Source organism: Sporosarcina sp. (genome assembly GCF_029257255.1).
Classification (GTDB): domain Bacteria; phylum Bacillota; class Bacilli; order Bacillales_A; family Planococcaceae; genus Sporosarcina.
Genome location: NZ_JARICI010000014.1, coordinates 22,953 through 49,857 on the forward strand (window position 1 = coordinate 22,953; position 26,905 = coordinate 49,857).

The 26,905-nt window shown below is 38.5% G+C and carries 17 protein-coding genes; 13 read left to right on the forward strand and 4 right to left on the reverse strand.

The annotated features are described in order from the left end of the window. Window positions 1-275: 275 nt before the first annotated feature. The 9 genes from Q1J64_RS03485 to Q1J64_RS03525 all read left to right on the forward strand — a co-directional run bounded on the left by Q1J64_RS03485 (window position 276) and on the right by Q1J64_RS03525 (window position 17,140). Window positions 276-4,202 (forward strand): S-layer homology domain-containing protein, encoded by a 3,927-nt coding sequence (locus Q1J64_RS03485; protein ID WP_301107702.1) that lies wholly within the window; start codon window positions 276-278, stop codon window positions 4,200-4,202. Window positions 4,203-4,477: 275 nt separating this feature from the next. Next, window positions 4,478-5,698 carry an ISL3 family transposase gene (locus Q1J64_RS03490; protein ID WP_301107703.1) on the forward strand — a complete coding sequence of 407 codons (1,221 nt, stop codon included), beginning with the start codon at window positions 4,478-4,480 and terminating at the stop codon, window positions 5,696-5,698. A gap of 847 nt (window positions 5,699-6,545) precedes the next feature. Beyond that, entirely contained in the window at window positions 6,546-8,372 is a 1,827-nt protein-coding gene (locus Q1J64_RS03495; RefSeq protein ID WP_301107704.1) for a CAP and S-layer homology domain-containing protein, read from the forward strand. A gap of 409 nt (window positions 8,373-8,781) precedes the next feature. Continuing rightward, the gene (locus Q1J64_RS03500; protein WP_301107705.1) at window positions 8,782-10,320 is read left to right on the forward strand and encodes a YifB family Mg chelatase-like AAA ATPase; all 1,539 of its coding nucleotides are present in this window, start codon (window positions 8,782-8,784) and stop codon (window positions 10,318-10,320) included. 2 nt (window positions 10,321-10,322) lie between these two features. Continuing rightward, window positions 10,323-10,925: a transposase gene (locus Q1J64_RS03505; protein ID WP_301107706.1), complete on the forward strand. Its 603-nt coding sequence runs from the start codon at window positions 10,323-10,325 to the stop codon at window positions 10,923-10,925. A gap of 109 nt (window positions 10,926-11,034) precedes the next feature. Further along, on the forward strand, window positions 11,035-12,069 hold the full coding sequence (locus Q1J64_RS03510; protein WP_301107707.1) for an S-layer homology domain-containing protein: 1,035 nt from the start codon (window positions 11,035-11,037) through the stop codon (window positions 12,067-12,069). Between the two features lie 660 nt (window positions 12,070-12,729). After that, window positions 12,730-14,031 carry an S-layer homology domain-containing protein gene (locus Q1J64_RS03515; RefSeq protein ID WP_301107708.1) on the forward strand — a complete coding sequence of 434 codons (1,302 nt, stop codon included), beginning with the start codon at window positions 12,730-12,732 and terminating at the stop codon, window positions 14,029-14,031. A gap of 302 nt (window positions 14,032-14,333) precedes the next feature. After that, entirely contained in the window at window positions 14,334-14,750 is a 417-nt protein-coding gene (locus tag Q1J64_RS03520; protein ID WP_301107709.1) for a hypothetical protein, read from the forward strand. Between the two features lie 1,112 nt (window positions 14,751-15,862). After that, entirely contained in the window at window positions 15,863-17,140 is a 1,278-nt protein-coding gene (locus Q1J64_RS03525; RefSeq protein ID WP_301107710.1) for an S-layer homology domain-containing protein, read from the forward strand. 535 nt (window positions 17,141-17,675) lie between these two features. On the opposite strand, the gene Q1J64_RS03530 is transcribed toward Q1J64_RS03525, so the two are convergent. The 3 genes from Q1J64_RS03530 to Q1J64_RS16650 form a co-directional block, all read right to left on the reverse strand. Continuing rightward, on the reverse strand, window positions 17,676-19,052 hold the full coding sequence (locus Q1J64_RS03530) for a S41 family peptidase (RefSeq protein WP_301107711.1): 1,377 nt from the start codon (window positions 19,050-19,052) through the stop codon (window positions 17,676-17,678). A gap of 137 nt (window positions 19,053-19,189) precedes the next feature. Beyond that, entirely contained in the window at window positions 19,190-19,882 is a 693-nt protein-coding gene (locus Q1J64_RS03535) for an S-layer homology domain-containing protein (protein WP_301107712.1), read from the reverse strand. A gap of 263 nt (window positions 19,883-20,145) precedes the next feature. Beyond that, complete coding sequence (locus Q1J64_RS16650; RefSeq protein ID WP_367183391.1) at window positions 20,146-20,370, reverse strand: hypothetical protein; 225 nt, start codon at window positions 20,368-20,370, stop codon at window positions 20,146-20,148. A 286-nt stretch (window positions 20,371-20,656) separates the two neighbouring features. Between Q1J64_RS16650 and Q1J64_RS03540 the strand changes: the two genes are divergently transcribed. Continuing rightward, window positions 20,657-21,106 carry a hypothetical protein gene (locus Q1J64_RS03540; RefSeq protein WP_301107713.1) on the forward strand — a complete coding sequence of 150 codons (450 nt, stop codon included), beginning with the start codon at window positions 20,657-20,659 and terminating at the stop codon, window positions 21,104-21,106. A gap of 391 nt (window positions 21,107-21,497) precedes the next feature. Here the strand turns inward: Q1J64_RS03540 and Q1J64_RS03545 are convergent, their stop codons facing one another. After that, window positions 21,498-22,175, reverse strand: a complete 678-nt coding sequence (locus tag Q1J64_RS03545; RefSeq protein ID WP_301107714.1) for an S-layer homology domain-containing protein — start codon at window positions 22,173-22,175, stop codon at window positions 21,498-21,500. 228 nt (window positions 22,176-22,403) lie between these two features. Between Q1J64_RS03545 and Q1J64_RS03550 the strand changes: the two genes are divergently transcribed. From Q1J64_RS03550 to Q1J64_RS03560, 3 genes are all read left to right on the forward strand, one after another. Further along, a complete protein-coding gene (locus Q1J64_RS03550) occupies window positions 22,404-25,697 on the forward strand; it encodes a hypothetical protein (RefSeq protein WP_301107715.1) in 3,294 nt (1,097 codons plus the stop codon). Window positions 25,698-25,712: 15 nt separating this feature from the next. After that, window positions 25,713-26,333 carry an Ig-like domain-containing domain gene (locus Q1J64_RS03555; RefSeq protein ID WP_301107716.1) on the forward strand — a complete coding sequence of 207 codons (621 nt, stop codon included), beginning with the start codon at window positions 25,713-25,715 and terminating at the stop codon, window positions 26,331-26,333. A gap of 285 nt (window positions 26,334-26,618) precedes the next feature. Beyond that, on the forward strand, window positions 26,619-26,864 hold the full coding sequence (locus tag Q1J64_RS03560; RefSeq protein ID WP_301107717.1) for a hypothetical protein: 246 nt from the start codon (window positions 26,619-26,621) through the stop codon (window positions 26,862-26,864). Window positions 26,865-26,905 lie beyond the last annotated feature (41 nt).

The following is a 26,905-nucleotide window of genomic DNA, read 5'->3' on the forward strand; positions in this document are numbered from 1 at the left end:
TCAAGTCTTTTTTTGTCTTCTTTTCCAAAGAAGACAAAATACCCTATTTCAAAAATTCATTACCAAATACTTGCATCTTCAGAAAATATCAGTAGAATAGAAGTTGCGGCAAAAAAGGTTTTGTCGAGGTTTGCTGTAAAACTAGCAAACTTTTTGAAATTTGATTGACATTCAGAACAGTATTATCTATAATTTACTGTGTAATGCCTACTACTTTCATACATAGGTAGTAAATCGGCACAAAACAGAGATACCTAAGAGGAGGAAATTATTCAATGGCTAACCAACCAACGAAATATCGCAAGTTTGTAGTAGGGGCTGCTTCAGCTGCACTAGTAGCATCAGCAGTAGCACCAGTTGCATTCGCGGCAGATAACAAATTCACGGACATGAAAGGCTACGATCAGCACACACAGGAGCAAGTAGCAGCACTAGTAGACAGAGGCATCATCAATGGCGTTTCTGATACGAAATTCGATCCGGGTGCAAGCATCACTCGCGGTCAAGTAGTTAAATTACTAGGACGTTACCTAGTAGAGTCTGGTAAAGCAAGCTACCCGGCAGACTGGAATAAAAAGAAGCGTTTCTCAGACCTTCCTGTTTCATTCCCTGACAACGACCTTTTGAAAAACGCAGCAGTAGTTTATGACGCTGGCGTATTCAAAGGAAATGAAGGTGTATTGAACTCAGCAGGTAAGATCACTCGTGAGAACATGGCACTAGTACTAGACCGTGCTGCTAAAGCAATGGGCGATAAAACGTTAGTAGAATTAGCTGGCGGAAAATCAGACTCTGTATCTGATATTGCAAATGCTAAGACTGAAGCACAAGAAGCAATCAAAGCTTTGAATGCTTTGGAAATTTCTACAGTTAACGAATTCAAGCCGAAGAACAACGTTCAACGTGTTCATTTCGCTACATTCCTTCATAACACTATGGTTGTTCTTGGAGACAAGTTCCCATCTAAGCCTGAAGTACCTGGAGTTACGGATGTAAAGGTTGAGTCGGTAACGGCGATTACTGCTACAGATGTTACGGTTGGAATTAAAGAAGCAGATACTGATTTAGAAGATCAAACAGTAACTGTTAAAGATGGTGCTGGTAATACTTATGAAGTAAATCCGACTACTGTCAAAAAAGGTGCTACTTCAGCAACATTCACATTCAAGACTCCATTAACAGTTAATGCAACAGATGCTTGGACAGTTAACGGTGTGAACTATGTAGCAGAGTTTGCAGTTACTAAAGTTGAGACTATTGATTTGAAAGGTAAGTACATCAATGTTCAATTCAGTAAAAAAGTAACTTCACTAGACCCATCAGAAATCACAGTTCGCGCAACTGCATCTCAACAAGCTTACGGCGTAGAAAGTGTTCGTCTGTCAGCTGATGGTATGTCTGCACAAGTAACATTGCTTGGTGATGCTTCTACAACAAATATCTTAACTCCAGGTAGAGAGTATACTTTATCAGTTACTCAAGGCGGAAAAGTTGTTTCTGCTAACTTCCAAGTTCCCAACTTTAGTGAAGCTGTTGCTGTAACAGGTTACAATAAAGCAGCTCGTACATTAACATTTAACGGCGCTGCAACACTAGTGGTTCCAGAATCAATCGCGATTGATTTCGAATCTTTAGTTGGTCAGGACGTGAACGTTTGGTCTGATAAAGATGGAAAAATCACACGTATTGAAGCTGTTGAATTAACAACTAAATACGATGCTGTAAAGATTGAAAAGCGAACTACAGGTACATTTGTAAAACTACTTAGTGAAGATAAAGAATACCGAATCGCTGACCGCGATGTTAACCAAGTTGTGTTGACTAGCGCTGGTTATGTAAAGGTATCTGAGTTAACAGATGGTCAAACATATGCATCAGCTAAAGTTGTACTAGATGCTCAAAGTCAAGTACGCAATATTGTAGTAGTTGATACATTCGCTGCACCGATTGTTGTTAAATCAGTAGAAGGTAATGTAGTAAAAGGAAATGCTTCAGAGTATAATCTTAAAGATTACACACTTGTAAAGAATGGCAAAACTATCACTGTAGCTGATCTTAAAGCGGATGATGTAGTTTACTACAACAACGGTTATAAGTATGCAGAAGTTTACAATGGCACGGTAACAGGTGAAATTACGAATATTTATTCTAATGCATTTAAAGTTAACGGTAAAAACTATCCTATCGCTGGTAAATATGTAGTAGGAAATGTTTATGCTGATCTTGACAAAGACGCATTGGAAGCATTCCAGGCCTCTAAAAAGCCTGTTACTTTGCATGTTGACCGTACAGGTACTTTACGTGTAGTAACAGGTGATGTGGCAGAAGTTCAAAAATTCACTACTTATGATTATGCATTGACTAACTCTGATACGTTCAAAGAAACTGTTAACACATTGGGTTATGTCAAGACAATTAATGATAAAGGTGAAACAAAAGAAGCTAAAATTAATGCATCTAAATTACAGACTGTTGTACACGGTGGTCAAGTTTATACAGTAGGTAAAGATCCACATGCAGTTGGAACTTTAGCATCTGCAATTAATTCTACTGATAATGTAGCAGTAACAGGTTTCAAAATTAATGGAGACGGAGAATTATTCTATACTACGAAAGCAGCAGCTACAGGAGTAGTAACGGATCATAAAATCTCTAGTTATGACTTCGATGATACAACGCCAGGTGTTGATGACGGATCGGAAGTAATTCTTAAAGATACTGTGATTTCATTGACACGTGATAAAGATGGTAATGTAATTGGTATTAATCATGCCCCAGCTACCAAAGAAGTTGTGGCAACAGCTTTGAAAGATATGACAGTTAAAACACTTCCAACTGCTGCAAATGGAAGTAAACAAGTGAAGTCAAGCACTCCTGTATTTATCGTAGATGGAGATGATGTTAAAGCATCAACTTGGGGTGAGGTAACTAAGTCAGCAACTGAAATTTCAAAGTATGATTTCTATTACAATAATGCAGACGTAGCTTATGTTGTAGTGGATAAAGCTGATGTCAAGACATCTCCTGAAACCAAAACTGCTGAGATGGTTGTTCAAGAAATCAACTGGAATAAAGATAATTCTTTATATGTAGCTGATATTAAATTAGCATCTACAACTGAAGGTGGAGTTGCTAAATCTTACGTATTGAGTAAAGCTAACATTACTGCAGCAGGCGTAACTGAAGGCGACATCGTAACAGTAACGCTTAATAAAGAAAATGATGAAGTAGTTACAATCGCTAAGGAAAATGCAGCAGTTGCTAAATCAATCGACACTACTAATGAAAAATCAGTTGATGGAAACACAATCACATTTGCTGACGATACGAAAGTTAAAGTACCAGCAACTGGCTTAACAGTTTATGAAGTTATCAAAGATGAGCTTGGTCAAGTAATTGAAGTTAAAAACGTTGGAATCTCTGGTCTTCAGAATATTAAGTCGGACAACGCATTAATGGTTTCTTACCTTGAAGGTAATACGGCTTATGCTGATACGATTGTTATTACGAAGAATCAAGATAAGACAGCTACTCCAGGAAATCCGGGAGGAACTGGCCAATCGCAGTATCTATCAGTAGCAGATGTTACTGAAGGTGCAACTACAACGTTAACACTAACTGCTACAGGTACAATTTTCACACCTAATGCAGAAGACTTTATCGATGTTAGTGGTCTACCAACTGGTTATACAGTAGGGACAGTTACACGTGTTTCTAACACACAAGCTACAATTGCTATCACTGGTTCAGCTGACTTTGATGCTGATGTTGCTTCAACAGTCACTGTTTATAACGGTGGATTGAATGGTGTAACAACTAACCAATCTACAACTGCTAAATTTATTGCTGTAGATGAAGTTGTAACAGCAACTACAAACACTCCTGCTGATAATAAGTTTACTTTGACAAATAACTTCAATCATACAGCAGCTATTGGCGATGTAGATTTAGATCCAGTAACTAGTGGTGTACAATCAACAGTAGTTATTAATGGCATCACTTATACTGTTGCAGAATCAAGTGGCGTATATACAGTAACAGCTACAAGTGGTACTGCTACAAATTCAGAAGCTGCTAAAACTTCTGCTATTAAAATTGCAGTAGCTAAATCAGCTGATAAGACATTAACACTTAATATTCCAGCTGTAACAGCAGCAGACCCTGCTTCTGGAGTAACAGCAGGAATTACAGTAACTAACTAATTTAAAAGTTAAAAACAATTACCAGGTCGCCACACAATTCAGATACGATTCTGACAAGTGAGTGAGGAACGACGGAGAGAGTCTTCTGATCGAGAAATCGGTCGGGAGGCTTTTTTCCTTTTCTCCGTATTTACTTCACTTTCAGCTATATATTATGGTTCTATAATATTTGTTGGGGTATCCAAACAATTTGCATAAAAAATGCACGTGATCACCGATTTCTTTTATACTTGAATTGTCTATAAACAAGTAAAAGTGAAAGGTGATACGTGCATATGAATTTTACCATGAATATTCCAGGATTAAAAGATGTACTCATTGAAAAAGTGGAGGAACAGGGGGACCGCACGATTCTACATATCTCTCTTCCTAAAAAGCGTCATCGGTGTCCAAGTTGCGGGTCTTTCACAGAGAAAGTACATGATTATCGCCTGCAGAAAATTAAGCATTTAAAGTGGTTCGAGCGATTAACCTGTCTCTTTTACAAGCGCCGCCGTTATGCATGTGCTTGTGGAAAACGCTTTTCTGAGAAGGCTTCATTTATTGAAAAATATCAGCGCTATTCAAAAGAGTGGAATCAAGTAGCCCAAATCCGATCCATCAAGGCAAAAACTTTTAAAGAAGCAGGAGAAACATTAGGAACTTCCAGTTCAACGATCATTCGGCGTTTTCAGCGGGTTGCGAGAGAACAAATGGTCCAGGGAGTGAGACTGCCAAAAGCCATTGCGATTGATGAATATAAAGGCGATACAGATGCAGGGAAGTTTCAGCTCATTATCGCGGATGCCAAGACGCGTGAGCCGCTTGATATTTTACCGAATCGTAAAAAAGAAACAATTGTCGACTATCTGCGCCAACATGGTGATGAGGTAGAGTTGGTTGTCATGGATATGAATCACAGTTTCAAAGCCGCTGTGAAGAAAGCCTTGGGACGACCAGTGATCGTGGCTGACCGTTTCCATTACTGCCGTTATGTTTATTGGGCGCTCGATGCAGTTCGAAGAGACGTACAAAAGGAATGGCATCCATATGATCGGAAAAAGTGTAAACGAATGCGTCACGTTTTGTATAAGCGTGCAGAGAAACTGACAGATCGGGAGCGCTGGTATCGTGATCGGTATCTAAGCATGTCAGAAGAGCTGCGGAAAGCATATGAACTAAAGGAAGCCTACTGCGAGTGGTTTGATCAGGCGAAGAAGACAGAAGATGTTGCAGAAGTGAAAAGAAGGCTGGAAGCCTTTTATCAACAGGTAGAAAGCAGTCAGATTCCTGCTTTTCAGAAAGCCATGAAGACCTTTAAGAATTGGCAGGTAGAGATTCTTAACAGCTTTATTTTTCCCTACTCAAATGGCTTTTTGGAAGGCATTAATAATAAAACAAAAGTGATGAAGCGCAATGCCTATGGCTATCGCCGCTTCGATCACTTTCGGGCTAAAATCTTATTAAATATCAAGTATCAAGTATCAAGAAATCGGGGTTCACTTAGGGTGACGTGATAGAATAGTTGTCACCCCAACATTTGACGTTGAACCATTATTATAATCCTGAATACCAATCATCAAAGCCCTACTTCTACAAACAGAGGTAGGGCTATTTCTATTGGACGGTTAATCTATGAAGAATCAGTATGGAAAGAAAACAGAGCAGTTGACATGGTCGATGGTGAAGGAGGAAGTCTGAGAGAAGAAACAACAACCTGCCAAACGGGTGAAAAGTACAGGTACCAGGTCCCCGCACAATTCAGATACAATTCTGACAAGTGAGTGAGGAACGACGGAGAGAGTCTTCTGATCGAGAAATCGGTCGGGAGGCTCTTTTCTGTTTTTTAGAAATGAAATGCAGCTAGCAAGTTAAGGGCAGGTACCAGGTCCTCACACAATTCAGATACAATTCTGATGAATGAGTGAGGAACGAAGGAGAGGGTCTTCTGATCGAGAAATTGGTCGGGAGGCTCTTTTCTGTTTTTTTAGAAATGAAATGCAGCTATCAAATTGAGCTAGCAAGCCTAGGTTGATATTTTTAATTATAGGAATAAACGTTTCTCCTAATATTTGTTTTGTTGTTTAATCGAGTTTAATGAGTGAAGAGAGAAATATGATTATCGTGACAGTTATTGAATAATTTATTGATTTGTTGTTACTTATGTAGTATACGTATAATGAATAAAAGTATATGATTGAAAGAGATTAAATGGAATCGTCTTTTGATTAATAGACAGGGACGGCGTTCATAGGAGAGGATGAAAAGACAAACCTCTTTGTTTAGTCAGAAGAGATCGCGATTGAAAAACGGAAATAATCCTATTGAATGAAGTTTGATAACTAGGAATTGGGAGTGTGAATAATGAAAAGGTTTGTGTTTGTTCCAGTAGTTACTGTATTACTGTACTCTTTGCTGTCCGTGCAAATTGTTTTTGCAAATAATGAAGAAAAGGTTATAAAATTACCAGAACTCAATAATACGATGAACCAGGTACAAGATGATGCAATGTGGAAAATGAATGAGTATCGATCGAAGGTAGGATTACCTCTTTTCGATAAAAATATCCTTCTTCAAAGAGCAAGCCAATCACATGCGAATTATCTTTATTTAAATAAGGAACTCGGTCATGGTCAAAATGAAAATGGAATTGGCTATACTGGGGTAAGACCAGGGGACAGAGGCAGATACTTTGGGTATAAAGGGTACAGTTATGCTGAAGGAATTACTTTCGGTGCGCAAACAGGCATCGATGGGATTAATTCATTGTTTGACGCCCCTTATCATCGAATTCCAATTATAAGTCCTATCTATACAGAAACGGGAACCGGATATAATCCCAATGGACACTTAGTGGTGAATTATGCGGACAAAGCAATGACTCCAGTTGTCGCAAAAGAACATGAAGTGGTGACGTATCCATATCCAAACCAAAAAAATACTAAAACGAGCTGGCTGGCTCTGGAAACTCCGAATCCGCTTCGTTTTTGGAACATCTCCAATTCATCATTTGCAACAGTGGGCTACCCAATTAGTTATCTTTACTTTGGTAAAGGCGATTTGGTCGTAGAAAAAGCTGTACTTAAGGATGCATCAGGAAAAGTGATCCCTTCTTATAATGTCACACCAGAGTTGGATCCAAACCATAACTTGCTTTTTATCATTCCAAAAGAAGAGTTGGAACTGCGTCAAACTTATAATGTAACAGTAGATGCATATGCGAACGTTAAAGGACTTCAAGAAGATATTTCTAGAGAATGGTCATTTACCACAATGGAAGAAGTAGACGTTACAGATGTATATTTCATCGCCTATGAAGACGATAGTAATTTAGTAGTAGAATTTAATAATGACAAAGACTTCGATTATCAAATAGAGTTAGAAAAAGATGGGAAAGTATTTCTTACAAGTAACAGAGAGAAAGAAATAATAGATGGATATACTTATCAGCATGTCTATCAAACTATTCATTATCCTATTACCAATGGAGAATACACACTCAAAGTAACAATCCCAACATTACTAAAAGAATTGATCCTTCCAATTAACATCCAAAAAGATGCGGATAAATTTTACGGTCAGGCGGGTGAGTGGAAAGTAAAATTTGACAGACAAGGTAAAAGTACAAAAAAGGTAAATCTTTTATTTAAGGATGTCAAAGAAGGTATGGGACATTATGATGGTATCAAGTATATGGTGGACCATAATATTGTCAGCGGATTTGATGGATACTTTTCACCATGGAAATCTGCAAGCCGTGGGCACATTGCAAAAATGATTGTCAATGCACGGGGCTTAGAACTCGTCAGCGGGACGGAAATGGAATCAATTATCAGCATCTATGCGGACGTATCGAAAGACCATTCATTCGCACCTTACATTGCAACCGCAACAAAGGCAGGAATCTTTAATGGGAGTGCGATTCCAGGAAGCAATAAGAGACAATTTGGCACATCTAAATATACTAATCGCGAGCAGATGGCAAGTGTATTAGTACGAGCATATGGCTTAGATTCGTTAGAGATGGATCACGTGTCCATCAATCTTAAAAATGTATCAAGAGATCATCAGCCAAACGTTCAAGTATTGGCAAACCTTGGAATTACTGATCAGTTGAAAGATTTTGGACCTAAGAAAGAAATTTCCCGTGCGGCTCTCTCAACATTTTTATATCGAGTCATGGAAATGTGAGAAACGACGCGGTTGCGCTACAAAAACCAAATACTACTAAGATGATTCTCTTTGATAGTGAAACATAGATGAGTCCTTTGATCGAGTAATCGATCGAGGGCTTTTTAAGTTTTGACATTCGAGAGCGGATCCTATTTTGTTGGAAAATATAGTAATTATAAGAAACTATTTTCTTTATTATTAAAAGGTAGTTAGTAAAATTCGGGATTTTAAATTTAACTTTTTTGGCTATCATGATAATATATCTAAAAATAAGTTTTAATCCGCTATAAGACTGAAAAACCATTTTAAAAACCATCATTTACCGGTATATAAAGATAGTTCACAAGTCAAAATTCATTTTTACTGTTTTGACGTTCCCATTGTATCTTCTTATGATGAATGTACCATAAGAATCGGATGTGATTACATGTCTTCATCGGTAATGAGTGTAGGCTTACAGGGTCTTAAAGGAGAACGGATTCGTGTAGAGGCTGATGTACGCGTGGATAAAGAGCAGTGTGTCATCATAGGGTTACCTGATCTGAGTATTAAAGAGTCAAAGGAGCGAGTGTTGAGTTGTCTGCATCAAATGAATTTTGATTTGTCGATGAAAAAGGTCACGATTCACCTCTCGCCTGCAGATATGCGGAAAAGCGGCACGGGATTCGACGGAGCGATGCTGCTGGCAGTTTATCAAGAGCTGTCGGACGAGCCGTTGCTGCTCACGGATGATATATGTATTATTGCTTCACTTTCACTGCATGGTGAATTGGTGCCGTTTCACGGGATATTGCCAGCAATTCAACAGGCGCTGAAGCTCGGGTTTAAATGCATTTATCTTCCGCCGGTTGATGTTTCGTTTCTTCACTATACAAAAGGAGTGGAATTGATTCCGTTGCCGACTGTGAAAACATTGATTGACCATCTTCGCGGCCAGACATCCTTACTGATTGAATCTTCTTTGAGCCCACTAATTGAGGAAGCAGGGTCACAGGAGGAGATGCCAGAAATAGAATTTTCCACTATTCGCGGTCAGCAGCAGGCAAAACGTGCATTGGAGATTGCAGCGGCTGGAGGTCATCATACGCTGCTGGTTGGTCCGCCAGGTTGCGGGAAGAGTATGCTTGCAAGTGCATTTTCTTCAATTCTGCCTGATATGACTCAAGAAGACGCGCTTGAAGTTTACAGTCTCTTTCATCTTGCCCGGGAGAAGCAAGGACTGTCGTTGCGGCCACCGTATCGCCAGCCGCATCATTCCTCTTCTGCCATTTCATTGATTGGAGGTGGAACGTATCCTAAGCCCGGAGAAATCTCTTTGGCACACCACGGCATTCTGTTTTTGGACGAGCTGGGCGAGTTTTCCCGTAAGACGCTTGATATGCTGCGGCAGCCTATGGAAAGGGGCGAGGTGACGATCAGCCGGGTGAAGCAAACGGTCAGCTATCCTTCTTCTTTTCTATTCATTGCAGCGACGAATCCCTGCCCGTGTGGATATTTTGGTTCTCATGAACGCTATTGTACCTGCTCACCAAAACAAGTCCGCAACTATCAGCTGAAAGTGTCTGGACCGATTCTTGACCGCCTGGACTTTGTGCTGTCACTGAAAAGCAGCGGCCTGCAGGAAAATGCATCATTGGAAACTTCTGCCGATATTAAAGAAAGAGTGCGCGGAGCAAGATTGTTACAGAAGGAACGCTATGGCAGGCACTTTCTAAACGGCTCTGTTTCTTTTCAGCTGTTGGATAGCCTGGCAGAGATGTCTTCGGATCAGAGGAAATTGGTCAGCAATGTATGTTTTTCACAGAAGTGGAGCAACCGAACGCAGGTAAAGTTAATCCGCATTGCAAGAACGCTTTCAGATCTGCAGGGAAGCAGAGAAATGACTGATTCAGCTATTGCTGAAGCAATCAGCTGGAAGCGGATGCCGACCGGGCTTCAGGAACAAGTTTTTTCAGGAGGTGAATGAAATTGCCGAGAAGAAAGCGTGATTGGCGGCCGAATGTATACTACCACGTTGTTATGCGTGGCAATAATCGACATTATATATTTAAGACGGATGAGGATATGTATCACTTAATACGTATCATCAGCCAGGCTTTACAAGATTTCCGCTTTTCCGTCGCAGCATTTTGTATCATGTCTAATCATTATCATCTTCTTATTCAATCAGAAGATGAACTGGCAAGAATTATGCGGCAGATCAACCGAAGATACAGTGATTACTATTGCAAACGCTATCGCTATGTCGGAACTATCTATCAGCAGCGCTATTTTTCCAAATCAGCTGAAGATCCACACAGCCTTCTCTATATCAGCCGCTACATCCACAGAAATCCTATTGAAACAAATACCCCTATGGTAACAGACCTTGCTGACTATTACTTCAGTTCATTTCCCGTATATGCCCAAAAGCGCCCAGCAACAGATTTACCTTTTCTTAAAACAGGTATGCTTCCTGAGCTACTTCCTCCGCCAATGGAGAAGTCAGCAGATGCCTATGTGAAATTTTGTATGGATGAGCAAGTTGATGGGATTTTTGGGGATGAATTTTGTGGCAGGCAGTTGGAATAGATGCCGAATTGTACGGGGACCTGGTACTCCATTCAAATTAGGGTAGACAAATAATATTTTTCAAGTAGTATGAACAGTATGTATGAACTATAAAAGGAGAGAAACTAATATGAGGAAAATACTATTACTACTTTATTCAGCAGTAATTACTATCGCACTAGTAGTTACATCATCCATACCTGTTTCTGCTGTTGAGCGTTCACAAGACAATGTATTTAGTGATGTAACAGAATACAATTTTTATTATGATATCATCAATAATATGGCCAGTAAAGGTATCATTAATGGCTATCAAGATGGAACGTTTAAGCCGCACGTAAAAATTACACGTAAACATGCGGCAGCATTGATTAGTCGGTTACAAGGAGATTCGTTGCCAACTACCTATGAATTCTATGAATTTAAAGATATGCCGAAAAGTAATCCAAGCTTTGATGATGTGAAAAAGTTACAGCAAGCTGGTTTATTTATGCCAGACAGTAGGGGAAACTTTAATCCGAATAAAGCATTAACAAGAGCAGAAATGGCAAGAATTTTAGTGGTTGCTTTCGATTTAAAAGTGAAAGCGAAATACGACTTTAAAGATGTACCTCCAAGCCATCCTTATAAGGATGATATTCGGGCTTTGTATTCCAATGGTGTAACAACTGGAGATAAAGGTAATTTTAAGCCGGAAGAAGATCTATCTAGGGAACACTATGCTGTATTTATGCACAGAGCGATGAACTTAGATATTAACCATATAGCCAGACCCATTTGGATAAATCCGGTTAGTTACCATGATATCCCGGCCGAAGATGTACCAAGACCACCGGGATATGTGGCGAAAGTACATGAGAAAAATAATAAGGAACAACTTTATAAGCTAGTAAATGCCATGTTAAAAGAAAAGAAATTGGGTGGATATGTTACAGGAATGGGTTTACGCGGAACAATGGGTGTTGATGACGATAATCAACAGTTTTTTGAAAATAGGGCAAAGATGATAAACGTAACTTCAGAAGAATTTGTTAAGATACTAGACTGGACCATTAAAACAGGGGAAATATATGATGGCACATTATTCTTTATTTATTACGATTATATTAGTGGAGGATTTAAAATGGCGGGTGCTAACAATATAAAGGAAGTTACAGGTAAATAGTTCGGCCAATTGAGTGGGGAATTTGAGCTGTTTAGCGGAACTAGTACAAGATCCAGCACAATTAAAAAACTAGCATGAGTCTTCTGATCGAGAAATCGGTCAGGAGTCTTTTTTTCATTTGTTACTAAATACCGAATACACCAGGTCCTCTCGCAATTAAATATACTATCTAAAAAAAACGAAAAGAAGGAAAATTTGAATACAAAGTAGTTTATAAAATTACTATTTTAGTTAGAGCACAGCTTTTACAACGTCGGTACCTTCATTAAAACAGGTTACGAATTCTCATTCTTCGAAACGAACAAAACCGGAGTGCGGTCGGTAATATGTTAAAAGCTCACAAATCAGGAATGTCGCTCGACGATTTCATAGCAGATGCTAACAATGCTATAGAATCTGGAAAAGTCGTATTTGCAAGAGACCACTCTTACGGAATATCCATCAAATACGGAACTTACAACGCGAAGCCATTTCCAATCATCCTGATGATACACTGAATGCAGGCACCGCGTTCCCACACAATTAGGACCTGGTGTTTGATTTGACGACAGTATAAGGCAATAGTTTCTGAATAGGAGCCGTTCCAGTTGTTGATTTTTTGAAAAAAGGAGTTCTTATTACCCATATCTGTGGTATGATAAGTAAAAAGGAGTGAGTTTTATGTATAAGCGATTATTACTATCCATGATTACTTTGTTTGCACTAGCTCTGCTTATTGTCCCAACAGTAAATGCGGCATCGTTTAAGGATGTACCCTACAACCATAGTAATTATGGGAACATCAATTATTTAGTTGACTTGCAGATTATTAAAGGATATGAGGACGGAACATTCGGCCCTAATAATCCGGTAACTAACCGGCAGGCTGCTGTGATGTTGGTGCGTGCGCTGGGATTGACTGAAGGGGCAACGGTTCATCCGGGGTATCAGGACGTACCTGAAAAAGATGGAGCGTACAGGGAAATAGCGATTGCCGCAAATGCTGGACTATTTCCTGTAGGCGGGCACTTTAATCCCGGCAGTTATATTACCCGGGAATCAATGGCACGGGCTTTGACGAATGCATTTGATCTGAAAGGAAATAAAAAAACAGACTTTACGGATGTAACTGCTTCATATTGGGCATACGCATACATAGACAGTTTAGCGGCAAATCAGATTACTACAGGCTTCAGTGACGGTTCTTTTAAGCCGAAGCAGTCTGTAACACGTTCACATTTCGCATCATTCTTAGTCCGCGCAATAGACCCGTCCAAGAGACCGGGAGAAGTCAATAAGCCGCTTGTCTGGTCAGGCAACTGGGAAAGAACTATACACAATGAAAAGGGATATCTTACAATTGAAAGTGTTCGTAATAACTCCTTTGAATTTTCTTTGACTGCTAGCAGTGGAACAAGAGCAGGTTTTATCGAAGGAAAAGCATTGATTTCCGGTAATAAAGCGAAATTCTCTACGACTGAATACGGTGAGTTGTGTAAGCTGGAGATGACACTTTCAGAACAAAAATTACAGATTACACAAAGTCCGGGCTGTTCTATTCATGGTGGGGCAGGAGTATCATTCGGCGGCGAATATCTAAATGATACTGAAATTTCGAAATTCCCGCCAAAAGACCTGAGCTCTCTTGAAATTGTATCGTCTGATTTAGATATGAAAATAAAGAGACTAACTGGTGAAGATTATGCCGTAATTGTAGAAAGTATGCACATTGTAAGCGGTGATTATAACATAGGTGATATCTGGGGGAAGCAAGGGTTTTTACGTGGCATGTATTGGGATGTAAACAGCGTAATCGGATGGAACCCGAAAGGCCATTTATATGTGGCAACTGTTGTAGGGGATATGAGAATTAAGTTTTATACTGATGATCCGTCATACAAGAATTCTATCCCTGGTTTTATCCAGGATTGGTATGAAAGTTTTGAAGATTATTCGATAGAAAATGTGTATAAACATCTTTAATCAAGATGTATGTAAAACACCACCTGGCTGCCAAACAATTTAAATTCAATTCTTAAAACGGAGCTTGGGACGAAATAAAGGGCCTTTTGATCGGGAAATTGATCAAGAGGCTCTTTTTCTGTTTGTTAAATTATGTTCGTGCTGATACCAAGTACTAAGTGAATTATTACTGATAGCTACGGCTATATACTTACCAATATAAATGCGGATACGCTGAAAATATGATACGATAACCCCTATTACAATGATAGAAAGGATTGATTAATTTGGGTAAATTCAGGATTCTTAGTATGGTCTTATTTATGAGTATACTCTTAATTGGCTGTGCTTCTGATAATCAAAAATATGAAGAGAAAAATGATGAATTGGAGGAAGGTTCGACTGAGCAGGTGACACCAGAATCGAAAGACGAGAAGGAAAAATCAAATGAAAAAGATGAGAAGAAATCAGATGAATCAGGAACGACAGAGTTATCTGTGGAAAAAGAAACAGCTGATGAAATTGCTAAAGATGATAATGTAGAGGATGCAATTATTCAGCTGGAAACGGTTGGAGAGAATGAATATGTGAATGCACATATAAAATTTAAGGAAGTTGTCAAAGGCGAGGAAACAGCAGAAGAATACGCTGATCAACTCAAAGAACAATATCCTGATCGTATAGTCGATATTATTTTAAGCAGGAACGGTGATGTGTTGTATCAAGGAGTATTTGAATAAAAATCAAAAAATAATAGATTCCTGTGAAGTGCAAAATCCGCACGCTATTCCGACTAATTAAAGAGGAGAGTCTTCTGATCGAGAAATCGGTCGGGGGATTCTTTTTTTTCTACGTAACTTCTTCATTTATAATGACAGAGAAAAAATGAACAATAAGATTGGGGGCGATTTCTCAGCAAAGTGATATACAGTCAGAACGAACATACAAATATTTCTTTCATGGAATTTGATAGAATTTGACCGCAAGTGGAGTAGTTACGTTATACGCAGTAATAATTAGCAAACAGTTTTCGTTTAATCAGCAGCCCACCATTCACTTGAATGATGGGCTCAATAGGTTAAAGAAAAAGAGAGTCTATGCCAAACCGTTTCATTAAGCTAACATGACATAGGCACCGTAAAGAGTTTCTTGATCTGTTATAAAAACCTTAATATCAGACGGCAGCATCAATAATTGACAATACATAAAACCGATGGACGCCAAGTTAACATAGGCGTAGTTTTGTGCTGTTATCCATTGTAATAATCCTAATAGTAGTTCAGAAGAATTTATAGAGTTTATGTATGAAGCAAATATTTTCAATAGATAGAGTGCTGTAAAAAAACATATGAAAACTATGTTGTGAATTAAAATAGTAGGCACAGAAATATTTCTACATTATTTATGAATATGCTGGTTCTAAAGAATGTACCATGTTCCGATATAATGGATTGAAAACCAGTAGAAAATTAAGAGAAGGGTACTTGGCAGTCGATTGTCAAGTACCCTTTTTTATACTATTTTATAATTAAATATTCAAGGCTAACCAACCATATTACTAGTATTACCGCTAAAGATAAATTTAAACTTGATTCGTGAAACTGTGAAGAATGTCATTGAAATGTATTCTTTTTATACTTTCTGTAATATTGACGAATAAGCTCCATACTTTATGTAATTACTTTACGTAATTTGAAAAACAATGAAGTATAATAATTCTACCTATCAAATATCAGGACTTTACACCTCGAGCGTCTAGTAATTTAGAATCTAAAAAGTGCTTTATCCTCTATAAGTAATTACTCATGTACTTTATACTAGTAAGAAATATAAGTATAAAGGAGAGTTATGAATGAAAAAAATGTTTTTATCAGTTTTATTACTATTTACGTTTTCCATACAAAGTATGAACGTTGCTGACGCTTCTTCACCTACAGACTGGTGGTCAGAAAATGAAGCAGAATTAAGTCCTTATGTATATTCTTATTTATTAGATCATGCAGGATTTTCCGCCTATATATATGCTGACACTAAAGCTGATCTCAGCATGCAAGTTAATGGGGAATTTACTGTAAAAGAAAAGTACAAAAACTTCATTGTAGGAGAATATGATGAACGATCAACAAATATTCTCGTTACAAGTGATGGACTTGTTGTATCTTATTCACCTAAAGTTTCAGCGGGAGCAATTTTTCCGGAAAATAAATCAACAAAGAATCTGCACTTTCGTGAACTTCAGCGAGCCGTCAAACAATTTGTCGGACCTACTATTGAAAAGGCAAGTTACATTAACTTTTCAAGTTTAGACAGCAACAAAGCATTAAGCATGTATCGTTATTGGAGTGAGTTGACTATACCCTATCAAACCAGTATTCAATCTGTTGTTTTAAATGATTTATATACTGATGGATTTGAAGATTATGAATTCACATCCATTTCCTTGTTGCCAGCAGTCTTCGAGTCTGGAAAGACGCACAATGTTGAATGGAAGGGTAATAGCGGCAGGGGCAATTTCTATATTGATGGAATTGAGCTATTAACAAAGCGAACTAGCCAAATGAGTATTTTTTATACAAGCAATGAAAATATACGAGTAGATGAAATAGAAAATATTCAGTTTTACAATTTATCTAATCGTTTTACTCCAGTGATCAGCGATATGAAAACTAGTCACGGAGCACATAGTGAAGTAATTTGGGCAATTAAAAAAGGCTTGATTCGCGGTTATGAAGGTGGATCATTCAAGCCTGAAAGTACATTAACAGAAGGACAATTTGTTTCAGTTCTGTCCAAATACTTCAACTTAAATACGTCATTGGATAAGAATTCAACTGTTTTTAATCTTGAAGGCGCTTATATTGCTTTGAAAAAGTATAACTTTCCTTTGAACGGTTATAAAAATAAAGATGCTCGCAGTAATCCGATTTCAAGAGGGACTGTTGCACAAGTCCTGTCTATGAGCCAAGGAGGACCAAAAGATCTTAACGGTGCTTATAATTTCCTAGCAGAGCATCAATTAACTAATGCAACATCACTGTCATCCTATAATGCTTCATCCAGTCTGAAAAGATCGCATATATCATCTTTCTTTAAACGGATGGACTCAGCAAAACTAACTGAACTTAAATAAGAAGTTCTGATGTATTCTGGCGAGTATTGTCTGCATCTAAATGAATCATATTATGAGATACCTAAATTTATAGTATTGATTCAAATCAGATTATATCGTCCATGATCCAGGTGATAGTCTATATGTATGAACGTTCAAATGAGCAGTATTCTATTCATGTGAATCAAGTGGCTGTGATAAGTGGAATGGATTTTGAGATGGATGATAATACGTTAGTCAGTTGTTCATTGAAAAGGATATCAACAATAAATAGGAGAAGTATCTTAGCATTTTACAGTAGAATCTTGTGAAGAGGCCTAATTTATTTTTACGTGCAGATGTATATATGAAAAATGATATGCAGTAGCTCATTATTTCTCGTAATAACTGTACGGTGGTGATTTGGCAGGTATGTACTATTACGCACAGTAGAATTGCTCTAGTCTGACATCTTTATTATAAACTGCAAGACAAAGAATGCTGGAGCATCCGTAAATACTAGTTTTATAAGCAAACAATCCAGCCGGAGAATATCCCGGCTGGATTGTTTAGTATATTAATTTCTAACAGTTACGTTTACATAAACACCCTGTTTCAATGGCTTTGACTGCAAGTTTTTCCAAGTGGGATGTATAACTAAAGTATAGGAAGCCCCGGGTTTTAAAGATTGTACTGGCTTTACTGTAATTGTTGACTGGTTTGTTCTTTCTACTGTAATTGCTTGTGCTTTTCCACCTAATTCAATAAGCTGTACAGCATCTTTTACCAAATCTGACTGCATCGGCATATTCATTTCTACACGAAAAGTCTTGGTGACTGGTACATTTTCCAATGCAGGCAATTTCTTATAGCCTGGTAATCGATTAATGAGCTGCTGTTTATGTGCAGCTTGAAGTTCTTCTCCTTCATCTGTCACCACGTCAGGAGCTACGCCCACTTGGTCGATTGTTCTTGCCCCGGGAGTAAGAAAGCGGGCAATGGTCATTTTCAACACGCTGTCATCTGAAAGTTGGTACATAGTTTGCATTGTGCCTTTTCCATAAGTAGTTTGACCAAACAGCGTAGCAGCTTTGCGTTCTTTCACAGAGCCGGCTACCATTTCTGATGCGCTAGCGCTGTAGCCATTAACGAGCAATGCAACAGGTGCTTGAAATTGGTGTGGCTGTTTGATGACTGGGAAGGTTTCCGTCTTATCCCGTGACCTCAGTTGAAATGCCTGCTTCATTTGAGGAAATAAACCCATCACTTGCTGGGCAGCTCCGACATACCCGCCACCATTATCGCGTAAATCTAAGATCCAGCTGTCAGCATTGGGCATTTGCTGAATAGCCTTTTGTATATTCAGTGCTGCATCGTTCGAAAAGCTATGCAGACGAATATAGCCTATATTGCCACCGAGCATCCTACTTTCCACGTTCACAAGCTGTATTTCTTGCCGCTTCAATACTTTTTTGAATGTATCTGCGGAAGGGCGTACGAGTGTTAAAGTAACTGACGTATCAGCCGGCCCGCTAATAAAAGGAATGGCGGCTTGCACAGATTTTCCTGCGAGTGAATCACCATTCGCATGCGTAATGATATCACCTGCTAAAATTCCCGCCTGCTCAGCAGGTGCACCCGGCACAACTGAGAGAATCTGAACTCCCAGCTCATGCTCTTCCAATACTACGCCGATACCGACAATGCGTTGCTCAATGCCATTCATAAATTGTTCGAATTCATTTTTTGTCATATAGACTGTGTAAGGATCCAATTCTTTTAGAATTTCGGAGACCTCTGGTTTATTCAGCACGTCTTCCGGAACTGAATCTACGTAATCAGTAGTGATCAGCTGACGGACTTCTTTTAGTACATCAGGATTGGCAAAAGTAGGTGCCGGTAATAAGAATAGAGCTAATGATAGAAATAGCAATGCGTGTAATTTATTTTTCATAGCACAGTCTCCTAAAGACAATTTTGATTTAAGAGTGGAACAAAAAATATTTAGTAAAAACAATCGTAGTCTGCTGTCAGGCTAAGATTGTCAACGTAATTTCACTAATACTATGATGTTAGTTTCCTAGTAAAATCTTATTTAATTGAATCAATTACAAAATCAGGTTCTTCGGAGGGTTCAGGTATTACAGGTGTATCTGGTGACTTAACTTTTTCACTTCTGGTGACAAATGATGCAAGCTGGCTGCGGGTAACCAATTCGCCTGGAGAGTATGTTGTCGGTGTAGTGCCTGTTGTGATATTAAGAATCCGCAATGATTCAACATAAGGGGCGAACCATTGCTTACTCGACACATCTGTAAATGGCGACATTGCATTTTTATCGGCTTCTTCAAAATTAAATCCTTTGATAATCATTTTTGACATATGGGCTCTTGTCATGGATTGATTCGGTTTAAAAGTCTGATCTTCATAGCCACTGATTACCCCGGCTTCTACTAAAGCAGCAATATGTCCATAGTATTGGTGAGCAGTTGAAATATCTATAAATCCCGGATTTTTCACTTTTTGAGTATCCAGCTGTAAAACGTTTGCTATGATTTTTGCTGCCTGTCCGCGTGTCACGTTTGCTGCAGGGCGGAAGGTGCCGTCTGGATAACCGCTGATATATCCTCTTGAAGATAAACTGATAACGGCCTCGTAATATGCTCTGTGTTTTGGTACATCTGTAAATTCGATGCTTTTGCTTTGTACGTATCCAATAGACGATACGGATATAACGCTGACTATAAGTACAACAACGAGTGATTTAATTAATTTACTTTTCATGTTCGTATACTCCTTTTCTATTTATCCATAGTTAATAATATCATAGAATCTTTGCCTCTCAACAAAATATTGGTGTTATTTACCAAATTGATTGGGGGCGATAGAATTTTTGCGTGAAGTGATTAATAGTTAATTAGAAATTATAAGGCAGATACAGAATATCTTGTTACTATCCAACTGGAATCATAAGTACAACTGGATCGACATTTCGTGATAATGTGCAATTGTCCTTTCAAACTGTGAAGAAGCTTATAATGAGGACTTCACACAGAACTGTGTCTGAATTGTGTGGCACACAGGCACCACCCACTACAGGCACCACCCACTAGCGTCTGCAGGTCTGACAGCGTTCTCGCAATGCGGATTAATTTCACTTGTGTTCGGTTGCTCCACTTTTCCGCAAAGCACACCTCGCTGATCAAAGACCGCTGAATCATAGACATGCCAGCAAGCTTATCCAATAGCTGAAATGGAACGGTTCCGTTCATCCTTTTAGTTCATTTCCAATCTACGCTGGACAGCAGCCGTCTGCTGATTTTGCTTTCCCCGCTACCGATACACTTCCCACAGTTTTTCCTCCACCCATGAAGAAAACTATAAAGGCATATGTCGAAAATTGTCTGGCTGAATTAAAGGAAGGTACGTTGTAGAACGTTGAGGTATTTAGTAGTCTTACTAGAATTGTTTCTGAATTGTGGGGGACTTGGTGCCTGTATTTCCTTCCCAAACATGTTACACTAACACCTATCACAAATTCAGAAAGGATTGATTCGGATGGGGAAACTAAAGATTCTAAGTATGGGCCTATTTCTGAGCATACTGTTAATAGGCTGTTCGGCTAATGATCAAAAAGATGAGGGAACAAATGATAAACCTGCAGACGATTCGACAGAGCAGGTGAAACCAGAGAAGCAGGATGATGCAGACAAACCAGATGAAGAAGCAGAGCAGTCAGATGCATCAGGAACGACAGAGCTATCTGTAGAAAAAGAGACAGCGGATGAAATTTCTAAAGACGAAAATGTAGAAGATGCGATTATTCAGCTGGAGACGGTTGGAGAGAATAAATATGTCAATGCACATATTAAATTCAAAGAATTTGTAAAAGGTGAGGAAACAGCTAAAGGGTATGCTGATCAGCTAAAAGAGAAATATCCCGAACGTACGGTGGATATAATTTTGAGCAGAGATGGCGATGTGTTGTATCAAGACACGTTTAAATAAGTGCTAGGCTATTTAGTAGGTTTTTTCTAAGTATTGATGCCTGAGCATTATGAAATGTTTATAATGCTCAAATAGTGTGTTAGGATATTGAAAGATGGAGAGAGTCCTTTGATCGAGAAATCGGTCAAGGGGCTTTTCTCTTGCTTTAGAAAAGTTGGCACTTGATATAGTATTGTAATTTGTAAATGTAGATTTCTGAAAAAACTTATCTGGTAAAGTTAATGTTTCGAAATAAGATGTTGTATACATTCCATGTCGGTGGTTGTAAATCACGCCGTTGAACATGGTACGGTGAGCAGTTACTAGAAAAATGAGTTAAATTAAATAAAAACACAAAAACCGCCTTGGTCCAAGAACCAAGGCGGTTTGATTATATTATTTGAGAATCAAACTACTCAATCGAATCTACAACGAAATCCGGATCAGTTGGTACTGAAGGTGATGAAATAGCACTTTCACTTCTAGTTACAAATGCAGCTAATTGGCTGCGTGTCACGAACTGGCTTGGTGAAAATGTTGTTGGTGTTGTACCTGTTGTAATATTGTTTATACGTAAAGACTCCACATAAGGAGCAAACCAATGTTTTTTGGTAACGTCGGTAAATGGTGAAGATACGTTTTGACTCGCTTCCTTAAAACCGAACCCTTTAATAATCATTTTAGACATATGAGCTCTTGTCATCTGTTCTCCTGGTTTAAATGTCTGATCTTCAAAACCGGAAATTACACCCGCTTCAACTAAAGCGGCAATATAGCCGTAATACTGATGTGCCGTAGAAATGTCTTTAAATCCTGGATTTTTCACGTTTTTCACATCAAGTTTTAAGACATTTGCTATAATTTTTGTTGCTTGGCCACGTGTTACATTTGCACCCGGTTTAAACGTACCATCTGGAAATCCACTGATGTAACCACGGGAAGCTAAACTGTTTACCGCATCATAGTAAGGTTTACTTTGAGGAACATCTGTAAATTGGACATTTTTACTCTGTGCGCTTCCTATTGAAGAAGTGGACATAACGCCAATAAACAGAATAGCGGTGATAGATTTTAATAACTTGCTTTTCATACTCGTAAAACACCCTTTCTACTTTTCTACTCCTATATTAGCATATACTAAAGACGGGATGTATGTAGGAATAACTTATTTTTCTATATGGGTAATTTAGCTAAATAAATGCATCACGCTGCCGATATAACTAGGGGGACTGAAATGGGTTATATTGTGATATTTGGAATTATAGAAAGTTTCTCATGAAAAAGTCTACTTATTTTGTACAGAAAAGGAGAGAAACAGATGAAATCAGCGGGCAGTCAAAAGCAATGGTGGAAAACAATCCTTTATCCACTTTTAGCGGCAATTATCATTTTCTCAACGACTATGCCAGGTTTGGCAATGGCGATTGGCGGCGGAGAGACACAAGTCAATATTACGACCAAGGTAGGACTAGGACCAGATCCTAAAATTATTACAGAGCAAAAGATTAAAGATGCTTCAACAGGTATAGAAGTTGAATTAAAACTGACAGATGAAAAATGGGCGAGTGACGTATTATCAAAGAAACAGCTTATATTGGATGGCATGAGTGCTGATATAGAAACTTCCGTTTGGAATAAGTATAAAAAAGACATCTATATTAAAGAGAAGGACGGTGACATAGAGGATAGCACTCGAGAAACCTTAACGTTGGTTCTACCGAATAATCCAACTACAGAATATAAAATATCAGGCAACCAAAAAATCACTATCAATCTCTCTCCTAGCCTGATTGAGAATTGGCCTGGAACAGTACAATCTGCAGAATTTATCATTCATGCAACACCTCGCATTTCACTGGGGGGGAGCATTACGAATGGTACTACTTTAGAAGATCTGCAAAAAGGCGGAAAAATGATTGAAATTTCTTTGTTAAATGCAACTTGGGATGAAGCGAAAATATCTCAAATTACCTATTTTAATGAATTTTTAAAAAGTTTTACAGATGGAAGTGGACAGTGGGATGTCGCCGATAAATTAAAGAACACTGACCCGAACAAAGTCGTTTCTTATTCGGACGATATGCGAACTTTAAAACTTAAACTACCAGCTTATTCTGATATTAGTCATGTTGGGAAGGCTTTTTTTCAATTAAATAAAAGTAGTTTAAATCCAGACACTACATTCTATATTATTGATAAAGTGAATATTAACGGTTATGTAGATATGGTAGGCGGTGAAGAATTAACTGATCATAATATTGATGGTACCGATATAAAGTTTGGTATAAGTAACGTTGGAACACCTTCACTAGTTGTCGACCCTATAGATACCACTTTCAGAGAAGATCAGTTAAAAGCGGATCAAAACACGCTTAAGTTAACGTTGAATAACGCGAAGTGGGATATTGGGACACCTCAAAAGAAGTTAGTATTAATCGACTCCCTTTCGACGAAGGATCAGCCTGAAGAGTGGGAGAAAGTAAAGAAAGCTTTAATTACAACAATTAATGAATCAGGTAATTGGGGGGTTAGCCCAGTAGATAACAAAAGTACGTTAACAATTACCTATCCGGCGATAGAAAGTTCTTACTCACTGACAAAAGATCAAGTGATTACATTGAAAGTACCACATCAAATTCTAGAGAGTGATGTAAACCTAGCGGATGCGAAGTTTACAGTTGCAGCACAACCTAAAATGTTGATTTCTGGAACCGCAACATCCATGACGCCAATTGATTTCTCGAAGGGCGGCAAAACCATCATCTTAACATTGGTGAAAGCGGAGTGGAAAGGTAACATTGCTACAAATACTACGGCAAGAGAAAGTTTACTAGATGCATTCACTTGGCCAAACGCAGAAGTGGGTAATGCTGTAAAAGCGCGAGGTAGTGTAAAACGCACAAATGATAAAACAGTAGTAATCACTTTACCTAGCATATCGGAGAAAGTTTTGAATAAGATTCAGTTTACTCCTAGTACTTCACAATTAGAAGTTGTTCCAAGTGGTGCAGGAGCTCTTGTCGTCAATCCACTTGATGCTATCCTAATAGAAAGTGTCAATACAGATATACCGACAGTGTCCGGTACGATAAAAGACAATACTAATGAATTTGATATTGTAACAGGTGGTAAAGTAGTCACGTTAACATTGAAAAATGATGCGTGGGCAAAGAATCTTAATCCTGCCGCAATTACTATCACCGGAAACGGAAAAACTATTAATCTTTCAGGTGCGACCGTTGAGCGCAAAAGTGACACAGTAATCAATTTGAAATTGCCGGCACAAACTAGTTTTGGGCTTGCAGAAGACACTGCGTTTAAAATAGATATTCCGGCAAGTTTGCTTACTGCATCAATTAATTCTATTCCTGTTCCATCTGCATTCACAGTGGCAGCTGTAAAAGCGGACTTTTCAGGAACAGCCAGTAAGGGCATTGATGCTCAAGAAGTGCAAAAAGGTGGAAAAACCATTGTCATTACGCTGAAAAATGCGGAATTTAAGCCGGATGCAAAACCAACATTTAATCAGATCTTTGGAACCGGCAACGTATGGTCTTCAATTGGCGTTATTCCAGACGCTACGATCAGTAAAAATAAAATGACTATTAAATTGCCTGCTTTGCCTAACTATAGTCCAACCGCTACAAATCAGTATGATGTTAAAGTGCCTAACTCGATCATTAAAGATGCACCTGGCATAGGTGAGAAAAAAGCTGGTGAGCTATCACTCGGTGCGATAGTCAGTGCAACAATAAGTGGAACTTTAACCGAAAAGAATATTCAAAAAGGTGGAAGTAGTATCCGGTTAACACTGAACTCACCTAAATGGGATCCGGCTATTACGACAACTAAAGCGAAAAAGTCTGCTTTATTAAAAGGCTTTTCTGTTACAGACCAAACAAAAGAATGGTCACTTGCTGTATCTTCGATTGTAGATAAAGGGACTTTCAGTATTTCGGGAAGTACGCTAACGATTTTAATACCTGCTACACCAAACTATGCAATTGTTCGTGACCAAAAAGTGAATGTTACGATACCGAAAAGTGTTTTAGTGGATTATAAGTATGATATACCGGCGAGCATGCTCACGGTGAAAGTACCAGAGATGTATGATAGTACGTTGACTTCGTTTTCGAATGAATTAAGCAATTTGACTAATATGATTAACACGCACGGCCTTGACGCGATTCGTGTGAAAGTTCCTGAGAAACACATTCACTCCATTACAATGAATACTACTGAAATCAATAAGAAAAAGATTTCTACAATTGAGATTGAAACAAGCAATAAAGTGCAAAGCATCCAAGCTACTTTATCACCAGGAAACGGTGAATTGGTGAAAAATGCCGATGGTTCGAATGTATTCACTTTTGTATATGATGAAGTATATGAAAACAGTACGTTGGAAATAGTAGCGAAGGTTTATGGTGAAACGAAGCCTGAAAAGGTGTATAAAAAAATTGCAAAAGGTAAAAAGGTAGAAACTGAAATCCCGAAAAATCCGCTTGATGGTTCATACTCACTTTATACGATATTAACGGATAAATCCTTACTCACTAATATCTTGAAGTATTATACATTGGATGATTTGAAAATCGGGATATCGAATTAAGGATGGTGACTTATAGTGAAATTGCATCAAAAATTCGCATTAACTTGGATGCTGGCATTGACTTTACTTATTGCGCTTGTCCCTACTGCATTCGCACAGACTTTTCCTTCTGAACCGATAGAAAATCTGACAAAATCATGGAAGGTCAAGTTCAGTCAGCCGGTGGACCCGAATTCCGTAACAGCGAACAATATTTATATTTTAGATGGAAGTAAAAAAATTTCAACCAGCCTAAAACTATTAAACGGGGGATCTGTAGTGGAAATTACTCCTCTAACACCGTATGAACCGGGTAAATCGTATAAGCTGGAGGTAGCAGGCACGATGAAGTCTGCGACAGGCGGAATTATCCATTCTAAGACTACGAAGCTCTTTGATGTTTTGGATAACAAAGCTGCTATTCAATCCATTTGGCATACATCGGAAACAGTTTTGAATCAGGATATTACTAATTTTAGAATTGTGACAAGGTCAGATGTTCACACTGTCAAAGTGAACGGGGTCGAATTGCCATTGACAGGCTGGAATGAATTTTCTCGTGGCTTTAACAATGTAAAGCCAGGTGCTTCCGTAACCATTAAGGCGTATGATAGCAATAAAAAAACTTTAGAAACAAAAATGTATAAGGTTGAATAACAGGTAATCGAACGGACTGAATGTCATTGAGTAATGATATGTAGTACAATTGCAGCCTTGATAAGCTAAGGCGATACACAGAAAATAAGTAAGCTTTTTAAATGAGTTGCTATTGTGTTTGGTAGAGAATCCCCTAACCGACAGCTAGTTGGTTAGGGGATTTCTTTTAAATTGCTGCCATTCAATAAGTAAATATAATCAGCTACAAGTATGATGATTAGTTCAATTGGTGCGTGAAAGAATGGACGAACAAATCATAACTATGGGATCGTATGGAAGTTTAAAGTGTCGGGGCCAATCCTTGATCGCCTTGATTTTGTGTTGTCTTTGAAAAGCAGCGGTCTGCAGGAAGACATGTCCTCGGAAACTTCTGATTCTATTAAAGAAAGAGTACGTCAGGCGAGACTTCTACAGACGGAACGGTACGGCAAGCGCTTTCTGAACGGAACGGTTCCATTTCAGCTACTGGACAAACTTACTGGCATGTTTCTGCTACACTGGTCGCTGATTAGCGATCACATTATGGATTAGGGATTTATATAATGCCAACGGGGTGATTTTAAGAGAGAATA

Coding starts and splice junctions, on each gene's coding strand:
- Q1J64_RS03485 (WP_301107702.1), top strand. CDS start 276: ATGGCTAACCAACCAACGAAATATCGCAAGTTTGTAGTAGGGGCTGCT.
- Q1J64_RS03490 (WP_301107703.1), top strand. CDS start 4,478: ATGAATTTTACCATGAATATTCCAGGATTAAAAGATGTACTCATTGAA.
- Q1J64_RS03495 (WP_301107704.1), top strand. CDS start 6,546: ATGAAAAGGTTTGTGTTTGTTCCAGTAGTTACTGTATTACTGTACTCT.
- Q1J64_RS03500 (WP_301107705.1), top strand. CDS start 8,782: ATGTCTTCATCGGTAATGAGTGTAGGCTTACAGGGTCTTAAAGGAGAA.
- Q1J64_RS03510 (WP_301107707.1), top strand. CDS start 11,035: ATGAGGAAAATACTATTACTACTTTATTCAGCAGTAATTACTATCGCA.
- Q1J64_RS03515 (WP_301107708.1), top strand. CDS start 12,730: ATGTATAAGCGATTATTACTATCCATGATTACTTTGTTTGCACTAGCT.
- Q1J64_RS03520 (WP_301107709.1), top strand. CDS start 14,334: ATGAGTATACTCTTAATTGGCTGTGCTTCTGATAATCAAAAATATGAA.
- Q1J64_RS03525 (WP_301107710.1), top strand. CDS start 15,863: ATGAAAAAAATGTTTTTATCAGTTTTATTACTATTTACGTTTTCCATA.
- Q1J64_RS03530 (WP_301107711.1), bottom strand. CDS start 19,052: ATGAAAAATAAATTACACGCATTGCTATTTCTATCATTAGCTCTATTC.
- Q1J64_RS03535 (WP_301107712.1), bottom strand. CDS start 19,882: ATGAAAAGTAAATTAATTAAATCACTCGTTGTTGTACTTATAGTCAGC.
- Q1J64_RS16650 (WP_367183391.1), bottom strand. CDS start 20,370: ATGAACGGAACCGTTCCATTTCAGCTATTGGATAAGCTTGCTGGCATG.
- Q1J64_RS03540 (WP_301107713.1), top strand. CDS start 20,657: ATGGGGAAACTAAAGATTCTAAGTATGGGCCTATTTCTGAGCATACTG.
- Q1J64_RS03545 (WP_301107714.1), bottom strand. CDS start 22,175: ATGAAAAGCAAGTTATTAAAATCTATCACCGCTATTCTGTTTATTGGC.
- Q1J64_RS03550 (WP_301107715.1), top strand. CDS start 22,404: ATGAAATCAGCGGGCAGTCAAAAGCAATGGTGGAAAACAATCCTTTAT.